This is a genomic window from Luteolibacter sp. AS25, assembly GCF_046736275.1.
GTDB lineage: Bacteria > Verrucomicrobiota > Verrucomicrobiia > Verrucomicrobiales > Akkermansiaceae > Luteolibacter.
Map to the genome: position 1 here is coordinate 1,256,427 of NZ_CP151837.1, position 26,617 is coordinate 1,283,043.

The 26,617-nt window shown below is 51.6% G+C and carries 25 protein-coding genes; 9 read left to right on the plus strand and 16 right to left on the minus strand.

What is annotated here, in order from left to right:
* Window positions 1-106: 106 nt before the first annotated feature.
* The 5 genes from AAGA79_RS05845 (at window position 107) to AAGA79_RS05865 (ending at window position 4,379) form a co-directional block, all read left to right on the plus strand.
* The gene (locus tag AAGA79_RS05845; RefSeq protein WP_411827837.1) at window positions 107-796 is read left to right on the plus strand and encodes a phosphatase PAP2 family protein; all 690 of its coding nucleotides are present in this window, start codon (window positions 107-109) and stop codon (window positions 794-796) included.
* Window positions 797-971: 175 nt separating this feature from the next.
* Window positions 972-2,213 (plus strand): MgtC/SapB family protein, encoded by a 1,242-nt coding sequence (locus tag AAGA79_RS05850; RefSeq protein ID WP_411827838.1) that lies wholly within the window; start codon window positions 972-974, stop codon window positions 2,211-2,213.
* 98 nt (window positions 2,214-2,311) lie between these two features.
* On the plus strand, window positions 2,312-2,521 hold the full coding sequence (locus AAGA79_RS05855) for a hypothetical protein (RefSeq protein ID WP_411827839.1): 210 nt from the start codon (window positions 2,312-2,314) through the stop codon (window positions 2,519-2,521).
* A 99-nt stretch (window positions 2,522-2,620) separates the two neighbouring features.
* Window positions 2,621-3,313 carry a spermine synthase gene (locus tag AAGA79_RS05860; RefSeq protein ID WP_411827840.1) on the plus strand — a complete coding sequence of 231 codons (693 nt, stop codon included), beginning with the start codon at window positions 2,621-2,623 and terminating at the stop codon, window positions 3,311-3,313.
* Window positions 3,314-3,404: 91 nt separating this feature from the next.
* The gene (locus AAGA79_RS05865; RefSeq protein WP_411827841.1) at window positions 3,405-4,379 is read left to right on the plus strand and encodes a D-2-hydroxyacid dehydrogenase; all 975 of its coding nucleotides are present in this window, start codon (window positions 3,405-3,407) and stop codon (window positions 4,377-4,379) included.
* 10 nt (window positions 4,380-4,389) lie between these two features.
* Here the strand turns inward: AAGA79_RS05865 and AAGA79_RS05870 are convergent, their stop codons facing one another.
* From AAGA79_RS05870 to AAGA79_RS05895, 6 genes are all read right to left on the minus strand, one after another.
* Window positions 4,390-4,560, minus strand: a complete 171-nt coding sequence (locus AAGA79_RS05870) for a hypothetical protein (protein ID WP_411827842.1) — start codon at window positions 4,558-4,560, stop codon at window positions 4,390-4,392.
* A 137-nt stretch (window positions 4,561-4,697) separates the two neighbouring features.
* The gene (locus AAGA79_RS05875; RefSeq protein WP_411827843.1) at window positions 4,698-5,159 is read right to left on the minus strand and encodes a host attachment protein; all 462 of its coding nucleotides are present in this window, start codon (window positions 5,157-5,159) and stop codon (window positions 4,698-4,700) included.
* A gap of 534 nt (window positions 5,160-5,693) precedes the next feature.
* Window positions 5,694-6,416: a LytR/AlgR family response regulator transcription factor gene (locus AAGA79_RS05880; RefSeq protein WP_411827844.1), complete on the minus strand. Its 723-nt coding sequence runs from the start codon at window positions 6,414-6,416 to the stop codon at window positions 5,694-5,696.
* Window positions 6,406-7,503 carry a sensor histidine kinase gene (locus AAGA79_RS05885; protein ID WP_411827845.1) on the minus strand — a complete coding sequence of 366 codons (1,098 nt, stop codon included), beginning with the start codon at window positions 7,501-7,503 and terminating at the stop codon, window positions 6,406-6,408. Before AAGA79_RS05885 ends, AAGA79_RS05880 begins: the two co-directional genes overlap by 11 nt.
* Window positions 7,504-7,660: 157 nt before the next feature.
* On the minus strand, window positions 7,661-8,854 hold the full coding sequence (purT, locus tag AAGA79_RS05890; protein ID WP_411827846.1) for a formate-dependent phosphoribosylglycinamide formyltransferase: 1,194 nt from the start codon (window positions 8,852-8,854) through the stop codon (window positions 7,661-7,663).
* Window positions 8,855-9,159: 305 nt separating this feature from the next.
* Window positions 9,160-11,532: a hypothetical protein gene (locus AAGA79_RS05895; protein WP_411827847.1), complete on the minus strand. Its 2,373-nt coding sequence runs from the start codon at window positions 11,530-11,532 to the stop codon at window positions 9,160-9,162.
* Window positions 11,533-12,051: 519 nt separating this feature from the next.
* On the opposite strand from AAGA79_RS05895, the gene AAGA79_RS05900 reads away from it, so the two are divergent.
* Entirely contained in the window at window positions 12,052-12,903 is an 852-nt protein-coding gene (locus AAGA79_RS05900; RefSeq protein ID WP_411827848.1) for a metallophosphoesterase family protein, read from the plus strand.
* Window positions 12,904-12,924: 21 nt separating this feature from the next.
* The gene (locus AAGA79_RS05905; RefSeq protein WP_411827849.1) at window positions 12,925-14,286 is read left to right on the plus strand and encodes a sodium:solute symporter family transporter; all 1,362 of its coding nucleotides are present in this window, start codon (window positions 12,925-12,927) and stop codon (window positions 14,284-14,286) included.
* A gap of 85 nt (window positions 14,287-14,371) precedes the next feature.
* On the opposite strand, the gene AAGA79_RS05910 is transcribed toward AAGA79_RS05905, so the two are convergent.
* The 3 genes from AAGA79_RS05910 to AAGA79_RS05920 form a co-directional block, all read right to left on the minus strand.
* Complete coding sequence (locus tag AAGA79_RS05910) at window positions 14,372-15,526, minus strand: hypothetical protein (protein ID WP_411827850.1); 1,155 nt, start codon at window positions 15,524-15,526, stop codon at window positions 14,372-14,374.
* A gap of 185 nt (window positions 15,527-15,711) precedes the next feature.
* A complete protein-coding gene (locus tag AAGA79_RS05915; RefSeq protein WP_411827851.1) occupies window positions 15,712-16,896 on the minus strand; it encodes a hypothetical protein in 1,185 nt (394 codons plus the stop codon).
* A 160-nt stretch (window positions 16,897-17,056) separates the two neighbouring features.
* Complete coding sequence (locus tag AAGA79_RS05920) at window positions 17,057-17,500, minus strand: hypothetical protein (RefSeq protein WP_411827852.1); 444 nt, start codon at window positions 17,498-17,500, stop codon at window positions 17,057-17,059.
* A 425-nt stretch (window positions 17,501-17,925) separates the two neighbouring features.
* Here AAGA79_RS05920 and AAGA79_RS05925 point away from each other — a divergent pair, with 425 nt between their 5' ends.
* Complete coding sequence (locus AAGA79_RS05925; RefSeq protein WP_411827853.1) at window positions 17,926-18,132, plus strand: hypothetical protein; 207 nt, start codon at window positions 17,926-17,928, stop codon at window positions 18,130-18,132.
* 368 nt (window positions 18,133-18,500) lie between these two features.
* Here the strand turns inward: AAGA79_RS05925 and AAGA79_RS05930 are convergent, their stop codons facing one another.
* The 7 genes from AAGA79_RS05930 to AAGA79_RS05960 all read right to left on the minus strand — a co-directional run bounded on the left by AAGA79_RS05930 (window position 18,501) and on the right by AAGA79_RS05960 (window position 25,997).
* Window positions 18,501-19,235 (minus strand): DUF6498-containing protein, encoded by a 735-nt coding sequence (locus AAGA79_RS05930; RefSeq protein WP_411827854.1) that lies wholly within the window; start codon window positions 19,233-19,235, stop codon window positions 18,501-18,503.
* A gap of 420 nt (window positions 19,236-19,655) precedes the next feature.
* Window positions 19,656-19,940: a GNAT family N-acetyltransferase gene (locus AAGA79_RS05935; RefSeq protein WP_411827855.1), complete on the minus strand. Its 285-nt coding sequence runs from the start codon at window positions 19,938-19,940 to the stop codon at window positions 19,656-19,658.
* Window positions 19,941-20,055: 115 nt separating this feature from the next.
* The gene (locus AAGA79_RS05940; RefSeq protein WP_411827856.1) at window positions 20,056-20,955 is read right to left on the minus strand and encodes a homocysteine S-methyltransferase family protein; all 900 of its coding nucleotides are present in this window, start codon (window positions 20,953-20,955) and stop codon (window positions 20,056-20,058) included.
* Window positions 20,956-21,123: 168 nt separating this feature from the next.
* Window positions 21,124-22,017: a hypothetical protein gene (locus tag AAGA79_RS05945; protein WP_411827857.1), complete on the minus strand. Its 894-nt coding sequence runs from the start codon at window positions 22,015-22,017 to the stop codon at window positions 21,124-21,126.
* Window positions 22,014-23,063 (minus strand): hypothetical protein, encoded by a 1,050-nt coding sequence (locus AAGA79_RS05950; protein WP_411827858.1) that lies wholly within the window; start codon window positions 23,061-23,063, stop codon window positions 22,014-22,016. The genes AAGA79_RS05945 and AAGA79_RS05950 overlap by 4 nt, the downstream gene beginning before the upstream one ends.
* Before the next feature lie 45 nt (window positions 23,064-23,108).
* Window positions 23,109-24,494 carry a hypothetical protein gene (locus tag AAGA79_RS05955; RefSeq protein ID WP_411827859.1) on the minus strand — a complete coding sequence of 462 codons (1,386 nt, stop codon included), beginning with the start codon at window positions 24,492-24,494 and terminating at the stop codon, window positions 23,109-23,111.
* Between the two features lie 390 nt (window positions 24,495-24,884).
* A complete protein-coding gene (locus AAGA79_RS05960; RefSeq protein WP_411827860.1) occupies window positions 24,885-25,997 on the minus strand; it encodes an alginate lyase family protein in 1,113 nt (370 codons plus the stop codon).
* Between the two features lie 127 nt (window positions 25,998-26,124).
* Between AAGA79_RS05960 and AAGA79_RS05965 the strand changes: the two genes are divergently transcribed.
* Window positions 26,125-26,580: a YybH family protein gene (locus AAGA79_RS05965; RefSeq protein ID WP_411827861.1), complete on the plus strand. Its 456-nt coding sequence runs from the start codon at window positions 26,125-26,127 to the stop codon at window positions 26,578-26,580.
* Window positions 26,581-26,617: the final 37 nt, after the last annotated feature.

Consider the following 26,617-nt stretch of genomic DNA (forward strand, 5'->3'; position numbering starts at 1 on the left):
TGGTTCAACGACGCTCCAGGGGATCTGTTAGAGAAACTTCTGGAACAGTGAGGACTTCCGGCTAGCTTGTCGGATGGGTGAAAATGTCAAATCCAACAGCCGCTTGATGGATATGTTTAGTCTGGGAGGCAGGGTAAGGAATCCGCTGGCGATTCTGTTATTGCTGGCGGTTTTCGGCATCGTGGGAGGATTCCTTGAGCTCGCGGATGAGATTGATGAAGCAGATACAAGCCTGTTCGATGAAACGGTGATTCTTGCGATGAGGGTCCCGGGAAATCCAGATGATCCAATTGGTTCACAAAGGGTGGAGGAGGTGGCCAGGGATTTGACCGCATTGGGCGGAGTCACGATACTGACGATCATCGCTCTGGTATCCTTCGGCGCGGCAGTATTTTCGGGTAGAGCGAAGTTGGGTTGGGCTGCGTTGGCCGCAGTGGTTCTGGGGACCTTGGGCACAAGCCTCTTGAAATCCGGGTATGCGCGTCCAAGGCCGGATCTGGTGGAGCACGGGACATGGGTTTCCAATGCCAGTTTCCCCAGCGGTCATTCGATGATGTCCGCTGTGGTCTACCTGACTCTGGCCATTTTGGTTGCCCGTATCCAGACACGCCATCGTGTAAGATTCTTCATCGTCGGGGTTGCGGTTCTGTTGACAGTTCTCGTCGGTATCAGCCGTGTGTATCTCGGCGTCCATTGGCCGACGGATGTATTCGCCGGTTGGTTTCTCGGGGCTGCCTGGGCGGTTCTTTTCTGGCTCGTGGCTATGAAAATCGATCCGCGCAAGGCCAGGGATTGAAAGAATTATGAAAGAGGGAATGACGGGATCTGTTTGCCACGGGGTAAAATCTCCGGCGTATAGTTTGCCCTAGTATGGCAGGACTAGTATCTTACCTTTTTTGTGAAACTTCTGACCGCGATTTTGTGTTTCTTGCTTTGAAGTAGCGACATACGCATCTACTTTCCGGATAGTCATGCCTGTGGATCTATATCTTCGTCTCGGAATAGCTTTGGGAATCGGATTGCTTGTGGGCGCCCAGCGGGAACGTGTGGGCAAGGCACCCGGAGGCATACGGACATTTGCGCTGATTTCTATATTCGGCTCGTTCAGCGCGTTGCTGGCAGATGAGTTCGGTCAATGGTTGCTCGCTGCGTCGTTCCTTGCACTAACCTCGCTGGTTCTCATGGCCAACTGGCTGGAAACAAAGAAAGAACCCGTCCGTGGTGCTGGAATTACCAGCGAGATCGCGGCGATATTGGTCTTCGCCATTTCCGCATACCTGATGCACGGGGAGAAACAATTGGCCGTGGTGGCGGCTGGAGTCACGGCTCTGCTGCTGCACTACAAGGATCCAATGCACGCATTCGTGGGGAAACTGAGCAAGATGGACCTCCAGGCGATCATGCAGTTCGTGCTCATCAGTCTTGTGATACTACCGGTTTTACCGAATGAGACGTATGATCCCTATGAGGTTTTGAACCCATTTAAAATCTGGCTGATGGTGGTGCTGATCGTGGGCATCGGGCTCTTCGGATATGTGGCTTTCAAGTTGTTTAGCGCAAAGGCCGGCACGCTACTCGGCGGAGTTCTCGGAGGTATGATTTCGAGCACTGCAACGACAATCAGTGCTGCCCGGGATACCAAGGATTCGCCCACTCGCGCTACTGCCGCCGCTCTCATCATCATGATTGCCACGGCGATCTCCATCGTTCGCGTACTGATCGAGGTCTTTGCGGTGGCGAATCCATTTTTCCTCACCATTGTTGCTCCGTTTTCGGTCTTGCTGGGAGTGTTTCTCATTCTGACTTTTATCCTCTACCGGAAAAAATCCGAAGAGATCGTGAGCACGAATGACCCCGGCAACCCTGCGCAACTCAAGCCGGCGATCATTTTCGGACTTCTCTACGCTTTGATCCTATTTGTGGTCGCATTCACCCGTGAAAAATTCGGGGAAAGCGGCTTGTATGTCGTAGCCGTTCTGTCCGGTTTGACGGATGTGGACGCGATCACTCTTTCCACCGCGCAGATGATGAACAAGGACAACATAGACGTCGGCACCGGTTGGCGGCTGATCATGGTCGCCACACTTGCCAATACATTATTCAAGGGTGGGGCGGTTGCGCTTCTCGGTGGCAGAGCACTGTTGAAGAGAATCGTCGTGCTTTACGGGATCGCAATTCTTTCCGGGGTCGCGATCATTTTCCTATGGCCTTGAATGTAAGTGGAATAAGAGAGTTTCCGGGAAATTTTCATCCCGCGCAGGAATCGCTTGCAAAATAGCCGGATTTAAACAGATTCGCGGCCAATATATATATGCATACCCGGTTTATCCTTTCCTGTGTTTTCACCGCGGCCATCTCGCTTCCACTTGCGGGCTGCTTTTCCTCTTCAAAGGTTAATACAAAAAACGAAGCCAGTGTAGGCCAGCAGCTGACTGACCTCGATATGGCTTACCGTCAGGGCATCATTTCCGAGAAGGAATATGTCCGCCTGAAAAAGGCCCTGATCAAGCGGAATGACTGATCCGGAGTCGATCTGGAACCGATGGTATTATTGATCAGCGGTACCGATCCAAATAAGAAAAATCTTGTCCGTCTGCGCGGAGCGGTAAAGTTCTACGGCATGAAGCCGTACCTCAAGATCGCCGAATCCACGATGCCAGACGGCACCCACTATTCCCTCCACAAGCACGATGGGAAAATTTACCTGAAGTACAACGGATACGAGTTGATGAGCACGGCGCTGACCTTTTCCGAGCAGCAACTCGCGGATATCGGATGCCAGGATATACTTGAGGGGAAATCCTCCCGGCCGGCCCATCCGAAGGTCTTGATCGGGGGCTTGGGGTTGGGATTTACCCTGAAGAGAACACTGGAATTGGTAGGTAGTCCGGCGACGGTGGATGTCGCGGAGCTGATGCCCCCTTTGATCGAGTGGAACCAGACACATCTTGTGGAGTTCAACGGGCCTCTGCTGGAAGATCCGCGCACGGTGATCATCCAGGGAGATCTCTTTGATATCGTTTCTAAAAAGAAGCCAGGTTCCTATGATGCCTTGCTTCTCGATATCGACAATACTCCGGACGATCTGATCACGTCCGGGAATGCCCGGCTGTATTCACCCGGATTTCTGGAGAAGCTCCGACAGGTAATCACCCCGCAGGGCTGCATCGCCTACTGGCTTTCCGAACCTGCTCCAAAATTCAAGAAGCTCCTGATTAAGTCAGGTTTCGCGGTTGAGGAATTTGCTTCAAAGACCCATGAGCGGGCAAAAAGATCAAGGCATTGCCTACTTCTGGCACGCCGCAAGTCCTAGTTGGCCTTTGCTCGAGTAGGGGCGATGAAACGCACTACGGCTTCCCGCACAAGGAGGTTGATCTCATGTTCGGCTGGATTAGCTTTCCGGCATGGCAGTCCCTACGATTTTTTCTGATCCCAAGCTTGATACAAATGTTTACGAAATTCTCAAAAAAGGAGTTGGAGAGAGTAAACTGATCCAACCCGCGAAGATCGCTTCATCCGTGCTGGATGCGGGTGAGGTGGATCCCGCTTTTGGCGAGGCGGAGATTGCCTTCGGTCAACCACTGCTCGAGAGCATTTATGCTTCGGAGAATTTGAAGTGGATCCAGGTGAGCTCGGCCGGGTTTACACGCTACGATACCGAAGAGTTCCGTAAATACGCGAAGGAAAGGGGACTGGTGGTCACGAATAGTTCCAGCGTGTATGCCCATGCCTGCGCGGAGCACGTGTTCGCTTTCATGCTGGCCCAATCAAGACATCTGGTCGAATCACTGGCCCTACGTGTGCCAAACGGAACACCAGAGTGGAATGGGCTACGTGAATCCTACAAGCCGCTTCGGGGTCAAAGTGTCCTGATTCTGGGATTCGGAGGGATCGCAAGGGAATTGGTGAAAATGCTGGAGCCATTCGGGATGCGGATCGTGGCAATGCGCCGTCAACCGCGCGGGGACGAAGGCATGAAGGTCGTGACTTCCGGAGAGCTTCCGGAAGCTCTGGCCGCAGCAGATCATGTGATCAACATTCTACCCGACAATGAAGGTTCCAAGGGGTTTTTCGATGCCACACGTTTTGAGCAGATGAAACCTGGCGCGGTATTTTACAATATCGGGAGGGGCACAACCGTGGATCAAGAAGCTCTATTTGACGCGCTGAATAACCGGAAACTCGGAGCCGCTTGGCTGGACGTGACCGACCCCGAGCCACTTGCGAAAGATCATCCTTTATGGACCTTGGAAAATTGTCACATCACTCCCCATACCGCAGGCGGGCACCAGAACGAATCGCTCACCCTCGTAAACCACTTTTTGACGAACTACGGACGATACATCCGTGGCGAAGAGTTAATTGATCGGGTGATTTAGGCGGATGTGCCTACTCGAACTCGATGTTGTTGATAACATTCTTAATTGGTCGCTTAACAATATATGTCTCATCCACCTCCCCGTGTTGGTCGGTGGTCGTGCGCTTCGTGAGGCAGCTGGATGAAGAGAAGGCAACAGCCATAGCGATAGCTGAGAGAAGTAGCTTCTTGGAAAGGATCATGTGGGATCCTAGTTTTCCGGGGAATCCGGCGCAATTCCGAATCAGGAAATGTATAAATAGCCGGGCAACGAAGCGGGGGGAAATGTGCCCACTCCTCTAATGCAAAGAAGTGGGTTGGGAAATGGATCGCTGGTAAACTACAGGAACCGCTTCTCCAAGTCCTTCAAGCTTGCCTTCGTAAGATCAGCCCCCAGCGAATCGCCAAGTTTTTCCCGGCAGCTGGCATCCATTTCAGATTCCAAGCGCTTCAGATGTTCCTGGGGAGCGGCGAGAGTAAAGCTGCCGCACCTGGTGTTTGAGACAACCTCACAAATTTCTTTCGCCACTTGGGCGATCGCACGCTTCTCCACCTCGATATCGAGCTTCGTCTCAGCATGTGACATGGCCTCTCCGCCTCCTGCCGCGGATCCGCGATTGAATTTTCCCGGGCCGTCCGTGGTTAGCGCTCCTCTGGGAGGTCCCAGCTCATCCACTGATAATTCCGCCAGATGAGCACGGCTCCGTGGGTCGTCTCCTGCATCTTTGAAATTGAGAACTCTTACCATTCCTAAATCTGTTAGAATTAACAGGCGACCGTAGGTTTCTTGGGTGTTTATCATAGCATTCCTTAACTAACACAGGTGGCGGGCAATACAAAAAATATCGTCACCAAAACGCTTGAAAGAGGCCTAATGAATTTACCTGCCGGGCAGCTTCCCGTTCTCCTTAAGGGACGGTAATTGAAAAGTCCCTGAAATCTGGCTACCACCGAGAAATCGGGGTAATTTGCTTCCTTGCAAATCTCACCGCAGTGGACTTCCAAAACATTAATTGGGGAAACTACGATGAGGCAGACGTGAAGATTATCGGCGGCCTCATCCCCTCCAAGATGAAAAGTTTTATTCAAACACCTTTCACGATCACTTTTTAGGGGATGGACCCTGCCGGCTCAGCAGTTTCGAGAACTGGGTCACCAGCAGGGCATCCGTTATCATTCTGGGGGAATATGTTGTTTTGGTGGATCCCGTGCGGTGACCGCTAGTATCAGATACACGGAATCTACAGGCAAATATTTAGGATATCTGAATATTATTACACTCCCGATGTGGTGAATCGGGCAAAATGCGTGGTGGACGTGTCGCGGATTAGAAAACCTACTGGTTTTCCATCGCTTTTTTAAGTTTCACAGAGGCAGTTCTGCCTAACTCAATTTTCCTAGTGTGGTCTAGTAGAGTGACTTGTGAAAGATCGCGGGAGATGGATTGGAGCTTCTGCACCGCATCCAGCCTCAATATGAGAGACCGGCTCACACGCACAAAAGACACGTCGGGAAGGACCTTATCCCAGTCTGACATCTGACGCCTGACCATCGCGGTGGCTTCGCCGCGGATATGGACGTGGGTGTAATTATCCTCTGCCTCGATATGGGTGATAGTCCTCAGGGGCACCATGCGAAGCTGGGAATCCTCCCGCAGGGCAATCATATCGGTATCTTCGAGGTTTTCCGTGGAATGTTGGGGCGCTACCGATAGCCGCAATATCGATTTTTCGAGACGTGCGGGGGAAATTGGTTTCAGCAGATAGTCGAAGGCATTTACCTCGAAGGCCCTCACCGCGTATCTATCGAAGGCAGTTACAAATATGATTTCGGGTATTTTTTTCAGCAGGGGAAGGAGGGCGAAGCCATCAAGCCGTGGCATCTGTATATCGAGAAAAATGACATCGGGCTTCACCCGTTCACATAGCTCGGCAGCGGACATAACATCGCCTGCCTCGCCAATGAGCTCAATCTGGGGATGAGCACTCAGCAGTGATCTCAGCAGCTTTCTGGAAGGTGGCTCATCGTCTACGATGACGGCTGTGATCCTATGAGACATCGTTCAGGGAGGTAGGGAGTTCGAAGGGGAGATGGATACGGATCGAAACCTTCTCTTCTGTTTCCGGATGAAGGATTTCGATGGAATGCTCTCCCTGATACAGCAGATTCAATCTTCTCTTCAAAACGGAGAGACCCTGGCCACCCGTGCCTTCCTGGTTTGGAGCGGGGGAGGGATCGATCCATTTACCGGAGTTTGATACCTCTACGATTGCCCCTCCTTCGGGTGAAACGCTTACATTTAGCTGCAGTATGAGTGGAGTGGGAGAGGTCTTGTAGCCGTACTTCAATGCGTTTTCGATGAGTGGCTGGAGAAATATTCCCGGCACCTTCATTTCACGGAGGCGGGGATCCAACTCACAGTTTATCTCCAGAGAATCCCCGAATCTGGCCTTCTCCACCGTCAGATAGCTGGTGATCGCATCGTATTCCTGGCCCATTGTCACGAAGACGTCGTCATGGCTGGAGAGGGAATATCTGAAGTAGTCTGAAAGGCTGCGGACCACCGGGACCACCTCCGGATTGCGACCGTCCAACTCGGCGAGGATGGTATTGAAGGCATTAAAAAGGAAATGAGGAGAAACCTGGGCACGTAGCATCAGTATTTCCGCATCGCGGGCGGCTTTTTCCGCTTCATGAAGCTTCCTGAGACGCTCACGGGCTGCAATCAGGTCCTTGATTGTGAGGTAGAGGAGGCTCCAGACTACGAAAAGTAGTGCGCGAAACGCAAAGAGCCCGAAGACAGGATCCTGATTTTCAGTCCTTCCTGCCAAATGTTCCAACCCGAAGCCGATCAGAGCATCCAGTCCTGAGCTGAAGAACGAAAGGCTGAGAACCACGAAGGTGAGCAAAGCCGGTCGATCGGTTCTGAGTTGTAGCCTGAGGTAAACGAGCCTCAGGACGGAGCTGGCGAGAAAACCGAAACTTTCACGGAAGACTGTTACCAAAAGGGCGTAGCCGATAGAATCATAGAGAAGACCTTTCAGAGGGAACGTAAGGCAGGCATAAGCCAACCACCCGAAGGTCTGATACCTCCAAAATAGAGGAAGCCCTCCCAACAGGTTCACGTGTTTTCGTGTGTCATTCAATGGGGGGAAGAATTAGCTATCAGCTAGTGCTCGTCCAGTAGCAAGAGCAAGTTCGTGCAAATGAAAACTGAGAAAGGCGGCGTTTCCTGGGAGGCCTACTGCCTTGGCGTTCAGGGACTCAGGATGATACTGGAATGATCGTAGCCTGGTGATCCCTTCAGAGATTCACCTTTATCGCTGCTGCGGCATTGCGTGCTTTCATGCGTGCATCTTCGATCGTTTTACCACGGGCGAGAGCTACACCCATCCGGCGTTGGCCCTTCACGGTCATTTTACCGAAGAGACGAAGCTGCGTATCCGGCTGGGAGAGAGCTTCCTTCAGATTTCCGTAGGTGATGTTTTCCGATTCGCCCTTTACCAGAAGCACTGCGGAGGCCGACGGGCCATGGTGAAATATATTCGGGATCGGCAGTCCTAGAATCGCCCGTGCGTGTAGGGCAAACTGGCTAAGATCCTGAGAGATCATGGTGACCATCCCGGTGTCGTGTGGCCGGGGTGATACTTCGCTAAAGTAGACTTTGTCTCCTTTTACGAACAGCTCCACGCCGAAAATCCCGTAGCCACCGACATCGTCCGTGACAGCCTTGGCAATGCGCCGGGCTTCCTCCAGGGCGGCTTCGCTCATCGGCTGCGGCTGCCAGCTTTCCCGATAATCTCCTTCTTCCTGGGTATGGCCGATGGGCTCGAGGAAGCTGGTTCCACCGATGTGACGGAGGGTGAGTAGCGTAACCTCGTAGTCGAAGTCCACGAACCCCTCGATGATGACCTTACCTTTTCCGGCGCGGCCGCCTTCCTGTGCATAGGTCCATGCCGGGGAAATATCGGATTCCTCACGCAAAGTGCTCTGCCCTTTCCCCGAGCTGCTCATGATAGGTTTGATTACGCATGGCATGCCGATTTCGGCGATTGCTGCGCGATATTCATCCTCAGTAGAAGCGAACCGGTAGGGAGAAGTGGCGAGTCCAAGCGTTTCCGCGGCCAATCGGCGGATTCCCTCGCGGTTCATCGTGAGCTGTGTCGCACGGGCTGTCGGGATCACTGTTGCCAAGCCCTCTGCTTCTATTTCGGCCAGCGTATCAGTCGCGATTGCTTCTACTTCCGGAACCAGGAAATGGGGCTGATATTTCTTAATTACCTCGCGGAGTCGGGCACCATCCAGCATGGAGAAAACCTCCGAATGATCTGCCACCTGCATGGCCGGCGCATTCGGGTAGGAATCGCAGGCAATCACCTCAACCCCGTAGCGTTGAAGCTCGATTACCACCTCTTTTCCCAGTTCCCCGGATCCGCAGAGCATCACGCGGGTGGATGTTTCCGTAAACGAGGTGCCGATGGTAGGAGAGTCGCTCATGGGTGCTAGTAAGAAGGTATAACTCCGCTTGGGGAGTGTTTTTTAATTTTTCGCTCAATTTTGTCGCTGACGGGGAGACTGAAAGCGCCCTGGGTGGGATATTCCGGACAACTTTTCCGGGTTCAACCTTGATAGAGTCCGCCGGGTGAGGGTGGTGCTCCGGAGAGTTTTTGTGGGAGGCGAGGGGAGAGGTAGTGCGGGAAACAAAAAGCCCCGGACGAGATGAAATTCTCGCCCAGGGCCGGACTTTTGGAGAAATCCAGAATGACGCCAGAAATTGTGACGTCTTCCGGATGTTTTGGAGCTTAGTCTATTGAAACATCCGTGAAGGTAGAAGTAGCCACTTTTGAATTATCACGTGAGCAAGTCGCAAGCCCGACTTCAGCCACCGAAGACATCGTGACTGTCTGTGTGGCAAGGGTCGTCCAAGTGTTACCATCGGTAGAGTAGGAACCGGTGAAGACGTTGCCATTTCGGACAAGTTTGACCCATTTTTCGCTCGTTGTGTTGCCTACCAAACCAGAGTAGGTGGTTGTTCCCCCGGTGGCATTGCGCCAATACATTGCCACTTTCTTATCAGGCCGCACTGCTACCATCACGTGCTTGGAATTCGCGTCGAGTGACTCCCGGATCATGACTCCGCTTTTGGCCCAAACGCTGGTGTTTTCCAAATCAGCTACACGAGCGATGACTGTCTCGTTGCCAGCTCGCATCTGAGAGGCAAAAAAGAATTTGTCCGATGTATTCCAAATATCAGTTCCACCCCCATCGATCACGTATCCCCCATTCTCATTGCTCATGCCTCCGGACAGGCCGGGGGAGCCAATACCAACAGCACTTGTAAACAGACCCATCGGTTTACTGGAAACAGATACATTGTAAAATGCAGCTCTGCAGCGGCTGGTGGTATTATGCGAGGTAACGGCCAAACCAACCTGGGTCATATTTGGGACTCCGCTGATCGTGATTGCCTGAATCTTCGTCCAGGCCTCTCCATCGGGAGAATAGTAGCCGGTAAACACGTTGCCATCACGTACTAGCTTCACCCATTTTACGTCGGTTGTATTACCGATGGTGCCTAGAGTGACTGTAGAGCCATTGGTAGCAGTGCGATATTGCATGGTCACAAGTTTATCGGGACGGACGGCAACCAGCACATTTGCTGCGCCTGCAGCGGAGCTAGCCCGGAACATTACTCCGGCCTTGGCCCATGTGTTGGTGTTATCGACCGAATTCACACGTGCGATAATTTCCCCGTTTCCGGAATGATATTTCGATGAGAAGTAGTAGCTATCGCTCGTGCCATAGATATCTGCTCCGCCTCCGCTGATCACATACTGCCCGTTGGAGCGCGTGTATTTGCCAATACCTGATGTAGCGGGCGAACCGATATCCTGCAGTTTGTTGAAAACACCAGCCATCCTGGTGCTCATGTGACTGTCCATTCCTTGGAGTTGGGAAAATGCCCAATCCTTCACGGTAACGATAGGTCCACTGGCATTGCTTGCGTTCGAGCGATTCAACGGGAGCCCCCAGGAGATGGAGCCACCACCATTGATCGCAACTTCATTCCACAAATTGAAATCAGCATCTAGCAAAGCCGGAGTAACCCCTCCGTTCCATGATGTGGTGCTCATTGGAGGATAAAAATGCCCAACTACCCGATCATCGAAAGCCCATGAATTACCAGAGGAATGCACGTTGCCGGTTTTAGCACTAATCCACTCGGGAATTGAGAAATTCCGTGCGTAATTCCCGTTGTCCACACGGCCGAGGTTTTTTCCGCCGTTGTATGGATGGCCAAACATGTAGTCATCGAAACGAGTCGCTGGGGAGAAGGGATTAACCACACCATTCCCCGCACCATCCTCACGGTTCGGACCATTATTGAACGCAACCGGTGCATAGGGGTTACCCGCGTGAACCGCATCAGCGAAAGCTCCATAGATTTCCTGGTCTGCCCATACGCCGCTGGTCGCACTATCCCCGGCACTTACCATGTAGTCAGCGGAATCGAAGATCCACCCATCGATCAAACTGCCATAGCGTATCGCATATTCCTTTAGAATGAACTCCGCATAACATAGCATGTATTTCCTGTCCGCAGGGTCTCCATTCTTGAGGCTCGGGTGGTTTTTAACGAAGGCGACGGTTGCTGCGTTAGTATCACAATAAGTTTTCCAACGTGCTGTGATATCGGGGAAGGTATCCGGGTTGGAGAGCCCGGTTCGGTTTAGCATATTTGAGCTATTCACATAGACCTGTGTTTTTAGTCCCGCTGCTCTGATCGCTGTAAGCCAGTTCAGAAACGGATCAACGTTAGAGGACGCACGTGGTACGACGAGGTTGATTGGCTTTCCGTTCGAGCTCGTGTCTCCCTGCCATAAACTCTCCAAAATTGTATGTGGAGCGGTGTGAACAGGCGAGTAGATGTAGGCTTCCGTTAGTTTGATCTGAACGTAGCCTATGGTATTGAGGTCTTTGATCTGGGTGAGGAAATCATCAATGGAGACTGTTTCCACAGCGCCATTTTGAAGTTGCTCAGGGAGCCATACGCCCCCCCACGCACCGCGTAACCAGTTGGCGCGTTCACCATTTTCGATGGCGACAGATTTGACTGTGGACAGGAGGGTTATCCCAAGGGCCAAGGCCTTGGTTATATTTCTTATTTTTTTCATGGGTTTTTTAATCGAGTATTTCGAATGGTTTTTTGTTTTGGGTGAGAGTGGTTCTTAAGAAATATGAGACTGTATTTCCATTGGTGTGCATTAGTGCGAGAGACGCTGATATCGGCGAAGCTGACCGCCCGGAGGCTTGGCTGGATAGGTATCCAGATTTAAAAATTTAGGTTTTTTGGGTTTGGGTTTTGCAAATATTATCAGGAATAAACATAGTTACCGCCGATCTTTGCGTTATCAGATTATCTACCTTTAGTATTCTGAATATCCCCCGTTTAGGGGGCGTTGAACTCAGGGGGGCAGGAATAGGAAACTGTTAAACCGGTATTTCTTAGATTGCAGGTTTCTGCTCGTATCACGCGCTGCATCCTCCCAGATTGACGGATTAACTAGATGGGCAGTAATCCTGTCACGCGGGTAACTGAATGCTTTAAGAAGATTTTCGTAAAAATTTGGAATGCGGGGCTTGCTCGTGCGTCCTCCAATGATGAGCTGCTATTTACTTTTTCAGGAAAATTCATGAGTCGTCATCGTTTAGGTAATTTTAGTGAACCGGTTTTGCTCTTCGGGGGTGCGTATGGAAATCTTCAGTCGACGATTGCCCTCAGGAGAATCGCGGAAGATGCATCGATTCCACCTGACCGCGTGATCTGCACCGGGGACCTCACTGCCTACTGCGCTGAGCCGTGGGAGACTGTCGAGCTGATCCGTGGCTGGGGAATTCACTGTATCTCCGGCAATGTGGAGACACAGTTGGCCACAAAGGAAAATGACTGCGGTTGTAATTTTGCACCGGATACGTCGTGCGATCGGCTTTCACAGCATTGGTTCAAATTTACCGACCAGGAGATCACCGATGATCAGCGGAAATGGTTTCAGGGACTGCCCGGCCATCTGCTTTTTAATCTCAACGGATTTTCATGCGCCGTAGTGCATGGGTCTTTTCGTGAAGCGAACCGCTTTATCTTTGAAAGTACCCCATGGGGCGAAAAAGCGGCTGAACTGGAGACTGCGGAGGCTTCGGTTATGATTTGTGGGCATTCCGGGCTTCCCTTCTGTCAGACGACCGATGGGAAACTCTGGTGCAATGCCGGCGTGATCGGCATGCCAGCCAATGATGGAACCCCACGAGCCTGGTATGCCATACTGGAGCCTCTGGGAAAAGATGGGCTCAGGTGCACGCTCCACCCGTTCGATTATGATCACGAAACAGCTTCCGACCGGATGTGGGAGAAGTCACTTCCGGCGGAGTACAGGAATTCTCTGGTCAGTGGCCTATGGCATAGCTGTGATATTTTACCCGGTGAGGAAACACTAGGACAGGGGCGTGCGCTTGCCGGGAGTGCGGTGGAGCTTTTTCGTTCCGAATAACAGATCCCGGTAATACGAATTTTGAAAATCGAGGTAATCAGTTGGGTGGTGTTCATCGCCTACGGGGTATGGATGTTTCTGATCTCACCCCGCGTGCGAGGTGCGGACAAGGAAGCCCAGTTCTTCGAAGGAAAAGGGGAGGATGGCAAGGAAGTGAGCCTGCTGTTTCTCTGTTCCTCGCTGCTGGTTTCCTGGATTTTCGCGAAATCTATCCAGAACGCTGCCGATCTCGGGCAGTCGCTTGGGCTTCCCGGTGGGATGGCCTATGCCTCTTATTGGCTTTCGTTCATCACGGCTGGTTATGTTCTGTATTCCATCCGCCAATCCGGTTTCAAAAGTCTCCACCAGTTTCTGGGTCGTAAATACGGGCCCACCTCCATCTGGCTGTTTTCACTGATCCTCCTGTTCCGCCTCTGGAATGAGATCTGGAGCAATACCATTGTCGTTGGCCAGTATTTCGGTGAAATTGGGAGTGTCGGCTACTATTTGGGCACGTGGGCGACGACCGGTGTGGTGCTGGCCTACGCTCTGAAAGGAGGGATGCGTTCCTCCATTATCACGGATACAGTCCAGATGGGGCTGTTTCTGATTATCCTGTTTATCATCGCGGCCTTCATCCTCCCCCAAGGCGATACCTCGGAAATGCTCTCCTCCGGGGAATGGACACTTGGCGGAGGTGTGGATCTCATTCTTGTCGCCCTAATCCAGATCTGGAGTTACCCGTTCCACGATCCGGTCCTGACGGATCGGGCTTTTATTACGGAATCCCGGAAAATGAAACGGGCGTTTCTAATCGCCGGTGGGGTAGGGTTTGCGTGCATCCTGCTTTTCAGTCTCACGGGTGTTTTCAACCGGATTTCCGGACTGGGCGGGAACTCCACGATGACCACCGCCAGGTATTTCGGGCTACCGATTCTTATCGCTATGAATCTGATCATGATGATTTCCGCGACTTCTACTCTGGACTCCACCCTCACCTCCACCGGGAAGCTCGTCGCCGTCGATCTGTTTCCCAAACTCAGAATCAACAAGATACTCCTGGCACGCATAGCACTTGTCTGTCTGGCCGTTTTAGGAAATCTAATGGTGCATCTGGATCCATCCATTCTCAGCGCGACAACCGTCAGCGGCACTATGGTCATCGGACTCACACCGGTGTTTCTTCTGCACCGCTGGCGGAGGGCGGGGGCGGTTTCCTACTGGGTCAGTGTGCTTTCCGGTGCCGGCTTCGGCCTTGCATATGCACTGGATGCGGTTCCGCTCGTGATTGGAAACGGTAAATACGGCGCTCTTCTCGGCGCAAACATCATGGGTGTGATCACGAGCTTTGTCCTGTTTTCCCTGGCAGCTATGCTCTTTCCACAGAAATCGGACGAGGTTTAACGTGTCGCCGCGTTACCTAGAGGCTCGTGATTTGAACGGGTAGGCAGCTGCTGCCTTGCCCGGTCGATGACTATTTCTGAAAGACTTACTGGAGCTCCGCAGCTTCTTCTGGCTCGGGAGCTACTTCAACTTCAGGGGCCACTTTCAGCTCCGGGACCTCTTCCACTTCCGGTGTGACTTCTATCTCAGGGGCTACCTCTAGCTCGGGGACCTCTTCAACTTCCGGTGTGACTTCTATCTCAGGGTTTTCTTCCACCTCGGGAGCTTCTTCGACCTCGGGAGCTTCTTCGACCTCAGGAGCTACTTCTGCCTCAGGAGCTACTTCTGCCTCAGGGGCTTCTTCTACCTCAGGGGCTACTTCTATCTCAGGGGCTACTTCTACCTCAGGAGCTTCTTCTATCTCAGGAGCTTCTTCTATCTCAGGAGCTAGTTCCACCTCGGGAACTTCTTCCATTTCAGTCGATGTTTCTTCCACTGGAGCTACTTCTGAATCCGGGCGTGTGTCATCAAGTGAGGATTTCACCGCGAGCTTGGTGCTCCAGAATATCCCGAGTCCGATAAGGATGACGAGAAGGAGGATGAGCGCCAGATTGGAAAGGAACAGGCGTTTCTCGAGGCGCATCATCATGTTCCCCACGGAATCATTGTTTTTGTTGGCCTGCTCGAAGAGTGTCGACATGCGGTCGTCCGAGCTTTCGATCTTGGTCTGGACGCGCTCCAGTGCGCCCATGGCTCCGCGGTTGGTTTCGCTGACCTCTTTGATCGTGGAGTTGAAACCGGTCATGTTTTCCATGAGTTTCTCGTCCTTCTTTCTGGCTGCCTCCATGTGGGTGTCGATCCGCCCGAGGATCGCCGTGCTCTGTTCCTGTGATTTCGCCAATTGTTCGAAGCTGGCGAGGACGGGTGGAAGGGATTGCACCAGTCCGCTGACCTGGGTTGCCTCGTCCTGTTGTCGGTCAAGGTGGCGATTGATGTTCCGGACGAGATCGACCAGCTCAATGTAACCCTCGCGGAGCTGGGTGATCTGCCGATCGCGTGGATTCGGACGGCGCCACGGTAGCCATTTAAAACGCTTGGAGGTAGTGGTGGTAAGTTCCTCACCAGATGCTTCCTCCTTCCCTATAACTTCTACATCTGATGCTTCAGTGCTTGAAGGCTTCTCCCGGGAGCTTGATGCGGCGGCTTGCTCGTCTGGATTTGGTGAGGAGCCTTCGGTATTGAATTTTTGTTCTGAGGACACGGGCGGAGTATGCGGGAAAATCCCACTGGAGGCAAGCTGGGGGTGGGGATGGTCGTTTTACGGGCCTGTTACCGCATGAAACCCGAGCTCAAAACCGGGTGCTAGGATGGGATGGAATGCGTCCGTTCAAGTTGTCGGCTGGAGCCAATAGTGCGGCAGATCCTATGAAAAAAGCGCCGGGTGAATCATTCCGCAGCAAACACGGGGACATCGTCCATTTCGATTGGGAAACTACCTTGGCCGCCCATGATCGGGATGTTTCTCAGAATCTTTCTGTCTTCTCCTGAAAGTGGAATCGTAGTGAAGGGTGGAAGGACATCTCCTCCCGCTGCCTGCCGGTACTTTTTCCCTTTTTCACGGATGAAGAGGCCTCCGCCCATTTGACCGCCCGGTGATTCTGCGACGATGATCTTAATTTTTGTCCCCGCGCTCAGTCTGACCCATTCTCCCTCGATGAGAGGCTTGTTCTTTCTCATCATGGGGCCCTGCATAGCCGGTTGGGAGAGTGAGCTATAGGGGAAAAAGCTACCATCGAGCACCAGGCGGTCATCGACATAGACGAGCAGAAGGTCATCGAAGAGGCCAACGAACTGGAATTCTCCGGAATTTGGAGGATTGATCCGCCCCTCATACACCACGGCCCATGCGGAAGGTTCCACTTCGTTCTTCACTTCGAACGATTCCGGAGCAACCGCTGCATCAGTGGTCGCGGCCATGACCAGATAGCTGAACGAAAGCTTTTTCGGAGAACGGTAGAAATCTTTCATGGAAGACTCGGAGAAACGGGCTTGCTCGAGTTTCTTGTAGGTGGGCATGAGATATTTCAGCCGGGCCATTATGTTCGAATTCTTTTGGAAGTAGTCGTTGACCTCGGTCGCCTTTCTATTGGGAGATTGTTTCAGATCGTAGAAAGTTCCTTCCAATCCGCCACCCCCAGTGCGTCCGAAGGCGGTTTGCTGCCCGCCGCCGAAGCCCTCGTCCATGCCGCTTCCCCATGAGCCGCCGAAATCAACACCAGCGCCGAAATCATTGGATTCCACGTTCACCTCGACATCCACGGTGGGAATGGAAATGGGAGACGCATTTGCCGTGGTGATCACATCCACGGGTGATTGGGAAGGGGCGGTGGGTTTCCGCTGGATCTTGGTCGGATTTTGATCAGGAACCTTTTCATCCCGGGACACGGGGGAGGCCTTGTAAGCCACGATTACCTCCTGTTTACCGATACTCGGAAGGATAAAAAAGCCCAGTGCAAGAGCGATGATGACCAGCGTAAGTATGGAAATGACGAGGGAACACAGGGAAGAAATACGCTTTTGCTTTTGCAATCGTTTGAGGGCTTCTTCGTTGAGTTGGGCATGAAGGCTCATGTTGGTTTTTGGGAGTTTTGGGTTTTTGAGGCGGTTCGGAGCGACCCAACAAATTGAAGGGTTAGCGGGAGGAGGGTCATTGAATTAAATCCACCATCCCGTATCAAGTAGCTTTCTGCCGCTAAAATACAGGACGTTTTCCTATACTGCATGAACCACGCTATTTGTCCGTGGAATTCAGATTTCCAAGAGTTTTACCGATTTCTATCCGGTAGGAAGCAAGATTGATTAGCGCAAGAATGATGATTCCCACAGCGATGACGACGAGCATTTGGGCCGGATTTGATCTCAGGAAGAACTCGGAAATCAGTGCTCCGCACATGGCCCCGATTGCGTATAATGCATTTACGATAAATAGTCCGATCACCTTCTTATGTTTCACTCTAGTAAATAGGATGATGACGAAATTTGTGAAGAAGGTGAGCGCTGCTATACCGATAATAAATCCACTAGTGATTCTGAATAGGGTGGGATCCAAGCCGATTGTGCCAGCCATATCTTCAAAACCGGCGACGGATTCCGGCCAGGCAGCAAACTTGGATACCGTGAACCGGGTGAGTATGATTCCAGCTAATAAATTGAGGAGGGCGTGTAGTATTTTCATGATCGTAGTAAGCTTCCATGGAGAACCATCGTTTTTCTATAGGAGCTGTTTGCCGATCTAATTCAGAAACCTGCTCATAGCAAATCGGAGATTTAAGGGGACATTGGCTACAAAGTATCAGCTTTGTAGGCAGACCGAGGTAGCACCGAAGATCGTCTCCAAATACTGAGCGATTTCATCTGACCCCTGGACTTCTGAGGGGCAAGGTCCGTCCGAGTCCTCTTTTGACTTGATCTCAAATGGCGTTTTTCAACCTTCGCTCGGATAACTTCACTATACCGATGAGTATTCACTCGCGGCTTTTCCGAGGATTCCGGTTGACCGGAGCGGGTAAGATACCTATTACCCTAGCTCTTCTTGGAATTGGCTGAGCTAATTTCGGAGAGATTCGACACCTTTTAACATTCAATAAACGAAATACGGACATGGCTACGACAAACGAACGCAACAAGAACAGAACTCGCCCTACTAAATCAGGTGGAGCCAGAAGGAAGCGTCAAAGCGCTCAGAAAAAGCGTCTTGTTGCACTGGGTATGGATGAAGCTGCTGTAGCCGTATTGAATCCTAGAGAGGTCCTCACCAAGCTGAAGCGTCCTGCTAAAGTGGCCAAAGAGTTTGCTGAGACCAAGTAAGCTTGGTTTATTGAATATTCCGGCAATTGGGTATGGTAGTAATCACTGCCATACTTTTGCTTGGCTAATTTTCGGGTGATTTCGGGGTTGCTACCGATGTAATCTGAATAGAAACAATTTCTGTAGTCGAAGGTGGTTCGAGGTATTGCTCCAACCGGATCGGAGCGTTGGAAAAATCGGTGGGAGTAGATGGATATGTCTGTTCCCCTGCAGACGACGTGGTCCAAAAACTCTGATTTGTCTCGTGTGGCGGTTGGGAGAAAATCTCAATGAGTAGACAAATCTTTCGGGAAAAAAGCCTGTTGGCTTGATCAGCCGGAACCAAGATTTCTGAGTTCGGAAAATCTTCTGGGTTATTCTTGGCTAGTTCACTTCGCGAAACCCACATTTTGAACTGTTTTTTTGCTGCGCTTCAAAAGTTTTATCTCCAGTACAATTTTTCCGGCGATAAGAAGGATCAGCATGAAGACCGGACTGCCAAGGGAGGTGATTACGATGGCTCCGAAAAGTATGGCGATATGGAGAACCACGATGCGGCCATACGGGCTTGAGAACTGCTCTTGGGCGGAGGTTTGATGGCGTTTTCCCTTTGCCAGGTAGTTTTGAAAGAACCAGAACAGGTGGCTACCAATGATCGCAAGGGCGAACCATATCCCGCCGGAATCCATCGCTTCGGACAGCTTCCTGCTGAACAATGCGAACGGGCCTCCACTTATGAAACCGCCCACTCTTCCGTCGAGGAGCATAAAAACGAATACCCCATGAACAAAACAGAACATCCCGTAGTGGAAGGAAAAAAAGGCCGCAAGGAACAGCTTTGCCCTCAGACTGGTTCTCGGACGTTCTGCAGCAGGGTTGCTTAGATAGGCAGGCATCGCCGAATTCTCTAGCTGTTCCGATATGGAGTTTGTCCCATCACGTCCGGTGGCAGTGAGAATTTTCAAGATGCACACCAGCCCGATCACCACATTCTCAAACCAATACAGAACCACGATCTCGGAAACGCTCCAATTCCAAATCAATACCCCGAAGATAGGTATGAGATTCACTAGAATCAGAATGGAAAATGATGCTTTTCCGAAAATTGGTGAGATTCTTTCCACATCGTTTTTTTAAGGGAGCATGATGCATCTTGGCAAATGCCAAGGTTGGGTCTTAGGCACGCGGGTGTATTCGTCTCGGAGGAGGAGCAGTCCGAATTTTAACAGACGCTAGCTCCGGCGATTTGTTTTCGCTCACGGTGTTCAACAAAAATTGGTACAATATTTTCGTGCCTGGAAATTATGCTTTCGGGACTGAAATTTCCGGAATGGCTACCTGGAATGATACGACGATCTCCGCGATGGGATTGCTTAGATGACAGTAGTCGTCTTTTTACCCTGCCAAATGATTCGATTGCAGCAAACATTGGCGAGGTAGTTCCGGAGCCATCGGTGGCTTCGCTGCTCGGGTCTTGTCGATCTGGAAGCCGCCCTACGTCGCCGCTGATATTGATCGTGGTAAGTGGTGAGGCTCCTTGCGACCTATGGCTGATGGAGCAGCGGGATGAACTCCGGATTCCGGCGGATATAGGTTTCCGTGTAGGAGCAGTCAGGCACGATTTTCCAACCAAGTCGGCGGGCTTCCAGTAGGGCATCATGCGTCATGCTGGCGGCGATTCCCTTCCCGCGGAGAGCGGGTGGCACGTAGGTGTGTTCGATGATCACGGTGTCCTCGGATTGGCGGTATGAAATCACGGCTGGCTCGCCGGGGCCGGATCTCAGTTCGAAGCGTTGTTTGCCGGGAAAGTGGATGGTTTTATGGGACATTGGCCGATTCTGTTGTGATGCACTGGGAGCTGTGGCACCCGAAACGCGTTTTACATAGCGCCGGAATGAAAAGCATCAAGCGAAGAGGGAATCTTGGGGAAGATGGTGCCGAAGTTTATCCATTCAATGCGAGGCCCTGCATGTGCGCCAGTCCCGTGCCGCAGCAGCCTCCGAGAATCGTGACGTGGTGCATGGCGTGCAGTTTCAGCATTGCTTCCGTCCACTCGATCACCGGATCGGCTTCGGTTTTCGATGACGCATCCAGTTTGGTCACGTCCTTGGAAGAGCCATTGGCCTGGATGCCAATCAACCGGCCCAGGCTGCCTGCCGGATAGTTCCGGGTGAGGAAATCCGGATGGGTGCAGTTCACGAAGTAGCCCAGCGGTGCGCGGCCCACGCTTTGATCGATTCGGTCCATCGCATCCGGCAGCGGTGTTCCGTCAAGCAAGTGGCCATCCGTGCCTGTGCAAAAGCTGATGATGTAGGGCTTTTCCGTGGCTGCGATTGCGAGTGCCATTCCAAGAGCCTCGGAAACTGCGGGCATGGTTTGTGCCATCAGGAACTCGGCAGGGGTTTTCGCCAATTCTCCGATCTGCGCGGAATGGAATTCTTCGGCAGACTTTACGTCCAAAGCCTCCTCCGGCTTGTAGCAATCGCCTTTGGGGCCGGTCAGGGCGCCGACAACCACAGGTGAACCGCTAGTGTGAGAGTCACGAATCCCGATCAGGTAGTCGACTGCATCGGCATTAATGGTCTCCGGAACACCGGCACCGGCGATCCGATCTGGATCAAGCCGCCAGGTAGGAGCGGTGAGCAATAACGGCAAGGCGGCCGCGGCATCGATATATTCGCAATAAAGTGAAGTCATACACTCCAGCGCGGATTCGGGGCCGTAGATGAGTGGGGTGTTGAAAAGCTTCGGGTGCAGTTCGATCCCAGGAAGACGGCGAAGACGTTCCGCGATCGCACACTCGGCAAGTATCTTCGGGGAGGAGGAAATCAGATCGGAGAGCATAGGAACAATCAACTACCGGAAGCGGACCAGCGCAAATCAGAACCTGTTCCGTGGCTTTATGTCATCGAAAAGGCGGGGATTTGCTTTGTCCTAGTATACGGGGACACATCTAAACCGTAACAATCATTGGCCGGAAACCTGATGTGACTGTCTCCAGCCTCTCTCATATCAATTTTTATCCTCGGTTGCTTCGTCCGTAGTCTCCTCATCGTCTGTGATTATCTCTTCTTCCTCGCTTTCATCTTCTGAATAGTCATCTTCCCGGATGTCCCATTCCTCTCCCTCTTCATATTCTTCTGGTTCATCGAGTAATTCCGGGATCTCGACTTCGTCTTCCTCCTCATCCTCAGCTTCAGGAATTTCCTCACCGCCGGTCAGATTGGCCTCCTCATAGGTGGGGAGTTCAAGCCCGTGCTCGCTGCACTTGTATTCCTGCCATTTCGCATTGATTTCATCCATCGCTCCCCGGTGATGATTTACCTTTTCCGCGTGAGGTTCATAATGATTTTTATCCTGATGTGCTTCTCCTTCGATCGTGTCGATCTCAGTCTTTAATGCATCTATTTCGTCCGTCAGGCGTTCAACCTCGCCATTGAGAGGCGTTGCCTCCTGGACTGCTGCATTGTAGGCGTTGACGAGTGAAGTAAGTGCCGCATGTTCGGTTTTCAGTGTTTGCGCTTCACTGGATAGGCGCTGCGATTCGGAAAATAGTGATCCTACCTCCATCGGCTCAGCTTGCCCATCCAACAGGATCATGATCTCAATAATACGCGCATTGATTGAAACGATCCGTTCGTTGATTTCACTCAATCGCACGGATGCGGCTTGAGCGGCTTCGGTGTCAATTGCCCCGAAAATGCCACGGATTTCAGTCCATCTCGATTGCCTTTCAGATTCTTTGGTCTTTTTCGCGGGTATCTGATTGGACTCCAGGCCTCTGACCTTTTCATCAAACGCTGCTTTGTAGGTATCGAATTCTTCTTTGTGAAAACGGTGTAGGTTGAAATGCTCCATGTAGGATTTTAGCTTATCCCTGCAGTCTTCGAGTGATGCGCGGCTCATGCGACTTCCTCCTTAAGTTTTAGGTTGCCCGTCCGTGAGTATAGGTCGAGTGGGTGTGACGATTCGGAAGTGAAAAGGTGGATGGATCCCGGGGTATAATCATATTGGCCTCTGGCCTCCACCTGTAGCCAATTTTCCCAGCATTCTCCGGAGTTCGTGGTCGGACCCTCAAATTCAGCAACCGCATAGTTTCTGGCGTCGTGGGACTCTCTTTTCTCTACCTTACATCGCCCCCAGATCCAATGCCCTCCCTGAATTCCAAATTGCCGGGCATTCTTGAAATGTATTCTGAGTTCATCGCCGTTCCGAAGTATTAGCTCAGTGTAAGGTGTAATTGGGCGATCAATCCATTTTGCTGAATCCGCATAAGCCAGAAGGGCCATTCTCTGACCTTCTTCAATCCCGCCGTAATTCGTCCGGTAATCTTCATTCTGCGGCAACCCTGTCATCGTCAACTGGGTGCGGCGCGCTGCGATCCCTGCGAGCGAAGAGGCGGTCCGTTTAGCCATCTGTCTGAGCTGGATGTGAGGGATTGCTGCAGCCACCGCACAGGCACGATGAACCAAGTTTGCCGCACGGATTGATGCCATCGCCGCTTCCTCATCCGAGTTTTGATCAACTGTAAAGGGGCAGTCCACCAAAAGTTCCAGGAACTCGCCGGCCAGTATATCCAAACCACTTGCAACCAGAGATTTACGGCCGGTTGCGCAGCCAAGTCGTAACATGCCCAAGATATCCTCGAACATTGTTTCCACCTTGGAGATAGTCGAGCTACCGGGACTTTGGGCGTGCCGATGGCTCATGATCATATGCAGGTTTTCAGCGATGCTGACCGATGCCATATGGATGTTGTATTCAGACACTTGCCCCTTGAACAACGGACCGGGCGGGTTTTCTCCCAAACTTGCGTTCCATCGAGAAATTCTCAGCCGTAACTGGTTGGTGTAAAATTCATGACTGTTTTCAGATAAGGAATTTCTTATCTTATAAACCAGATCATGAAGTGCCAAAGATTCTCCGGATGCATCGATTTGATTTAATGACATGATAAAACGAGTATTTTAAAATACGCATTTTCACTAGCAAACATATCATTTTTTGTCAAAGTGGAATCCGGATCTAATTTCATATAGTTGCCTCATGGTTCCGCTAACGAGGTCCCAACAGATGGCCACCACGTTTTGCCAACCGGCACTACCGCCTTCTCCTGAAAGGTAGGCTTCCACTTTCTCGTTTACCATCATGATACGGTTTTCCAAATCGAGGGAATCACAATCCCGGGTGAAGGACTCGATGCGTTGCAGCACCCAATGGTTGTGCCCGATCCTAGCCTCAGCCGCAAGCGAACGGACCTCACCCGATGGATTGGAAAGCAAGGGGAAGAACCGGGTGAGGGGGGCTTCACCGTAAAGGTCGCTAGAGGTGATTTTCGGTTTTCCTTCACTTAGCCACCAGTCACGGGCTTCGGTTACGTTGGAAGGAAATCTAGTTTCAAAATTCCTGCAGTATGGGCATGCACAATCCCATTCGATCCCGTCACGTAACCAATATTCTATAATTTTATCCGCTTTGAGCTTTCTGGGTGCAGGCTCATCGACATACAGACTGATGGTTTTTGAGGAGGCAGCGTCCTTGATCGGCGCTGTGCTATCAACGGCCAGGAATGTATCGCGATCGCTCAGGGCACCGATCAACAAAACCAAAATGGGCGTCCCGATTCCCAAGCCGTGCATTGCAAGCCGTTCTCCTGTCACCGAAGCATAGCCTAACTGAAGGCCACATATAATTTCGATCACCCTGAGATAAGATCTGGGTATTCTTAAATCAAATTCCAGAAACTTCCCCTGGAAATATCTACCATCAATCCACGTTCGATCACTAAGTGCACCACCCAAACCGACGGCCACGGTTCCTATTCCTGCCTCACCACTAAGCTCTCCCGCCTGAAATGCGGTATCGAAATCGCAGGCATGCAGGCCAGCAAACATCTTGCCATTCACTAAGCCGAACTCGCCATTCTGTGATCTCTCGGTGAAGGCTATAGCTCGCCGTGTAAACTGCGCATACCAGGTATTTCCTCTATCCATGTATTGGGGCTCGATCCCCAGACCGGAGAGAACCGCAATTGTGAAATCTTCCATACCAATCAAATAGGAGGGCGATATATCCTCCTGCGCACGGATCATGATTGAGACGTAATCATCAGTCGAAAAGTCCTTGTTGATCAGTGATATCTGATCAGCCAGTGAACGATATTTTCCAGCCAGCCCGTCGCTGAGATCTCCGAAACGAATGTCCCTGCCCAGTGCCTTTTCTTCCACTTTTCTCTCCTCATGTAACACTGCTGCTTCTACCTTGTAGAGATCGATCAAATCGCCGATCAAATCGAAGTTTCCGTTGTCTGCAACCAGAATCCGACCTTCACTATTAACTGCCCTGATTAAATTACGGTTGCCGCTCACGTAATCGATCGACATCAGATATGAATCAAAACGTCGATTTCCCCTTCCTCGATAGAAAGTGTAGGGCTTTAAATTGGTAACAAAGTAAAACATGGCTCTTTGGGATCTAATGTTATTGTAGGCATGTTCTTATTTGAATTTCCAAAGGTAAATATTTCTCGGCAAAAGCGCAGTATAATTGCGCTATTGTGAACGAGCGAAATCCGTATCTTCAATGGACCCGTTTTCAGGGGATTCTCCCTATGGCATGGAGAGTCAATCCAACCCAAATACTCAAGCCGGGTATCGATGGCTTTGATCCCGGAAGCCGACAATGCACCGGCACTTCCGTGTGCTTTGCCACCTGACTGGGGGAGGGATATAGAAGCTGACTCGAATGGCTCGGAACTCAGCTGCAACCTTTGTTCACCTGGCGAAAAGAATGGTCCCGAATCCGATGTGATCCCCCTTGAAACCGGGGCCTTCCGGACGTGTTTTCCTGATGACTTGTTCGATGAAAGGGCAGTCGATTCCTTTCCGGTGCTTGTAGTGGGAAAAGACCATTTCGAAAATCGGCCGATGGATGAAGTCACCCCTTCCTTCTGGAGAAATGGAGGTGTGATGGTATTTCCCGGTTGTATCGGTAGTTTCTTGAAAGGGGACGTCATTTCCAAGGTTGTGGGAGGCTGTGTATTCGAATCCGGCGAGGATGCGGTTATCTTCCGCTCCGTATAGATCGAGCCCCTGATTCCAGCCGATTTCCGCGATGACTGACAGGTATGCGAGGCCGAGCATGGTGTGCTGCTGGTCGCGCCCGCTTTCCTGGCACTGTCCGGCCTGGTTGATCACATAGTGGGTGAGTCGGGCATTGTCCTTTCCGTTGTGAAACCATTCCACTGCGCGGTCGAACATCGCCTGATCGTCGGTGAAGACGGCGATTGCCATAACGGTTTGAAGCGCGGCTAGTGCCCAGTTTCCGTTCGCGAAATCCGCCATATCCTTGCAGACCGGGTAGTAGATTTCTGTGAACATATTCTCTGCCCGGGCGATTTCCATCTCTGACCAACCTGAATCCGTATGGCGCAGAATTTCGGCCGCTGCCACGAATTTGAATCCGGAGATCCCGGCGCACAGAATTGCATCCTTACCGGTGATTCTTTTTAAATCGCTGGACCATGCGTTGAGAATTTCAATCGCCTTTTCAGCGTGGGGCTGATCCCCGGTGATCGCCCACATCATGGCATTCTGGTAAGCTGCATTGGCGTCAATTTCATGCTCGGATTTCCTCACGCCTGGTTTCCGCCCGGTTTCAGCGAATCCACCTTCCACCTTGTAGTCATTCGCCGACTGCGGGTGATTTTTCAGGACCTCAAAGCCTTCACGATAAGGGGGCAGGGCTTTCATAACGCCGTTTCGGATGCGCTGAAGATCCTCATGCCGATGCAGAATTCCGGGATGGACGAAATTCCTCCTGTCCTCCGCCCGGGATACGGCCGTGGCTGAAAGTAGGAAGAGTAGGATCAGCTGAAGGAGTTTCATCGAGGATTTACTAAGTCTATCAGAAAGCCCTCGCGGAGGACGGTCCGGCATTCATGCAATGATTTGTGATTCATTAAGAAATCGGACATGATCCCATACCATGGGGGACGGCCCGCATTCCATCGATATGAAAAATCCAAAGATCCTTGTTCGAATTCTCCTGGCACTCGCTGCCCTCCTCACATTCGGCTGTCGCGATAATGAGACCGAGTTGGATTCCCTGACAGCGGCGATCAATGAATATGAATCCGCTTGGTCCTCCGGGGATTTCCTCAAGGTCGAAAGCTTTTTCACCGTCGATGCAAAGAGACTCCACACCGAACCCGAGGTTTGGGATCGCGCCGCAATTAAGCGTTATTTCGAAGAAAAAGCTGCTGAGGTCAGTAAGAATCCCGAAACGAACCCACCCGCAGACTGGAAAGCAGGGCGGAAATACATAGAGATCCGGGTCGAGGGCGATATCGCTTACGACATCTTCACCACCGATAGCTTCAAGGCGATGCACATCTGGGAACGGCAAGCCGATGGCTCGTGGAAAATCAAGTATGACATGGGTATCCTGAACCAACCAGTGGAGGAGTAGGGTAGCGCATTTCAATATACCAAAGGGGCTGTCTCCG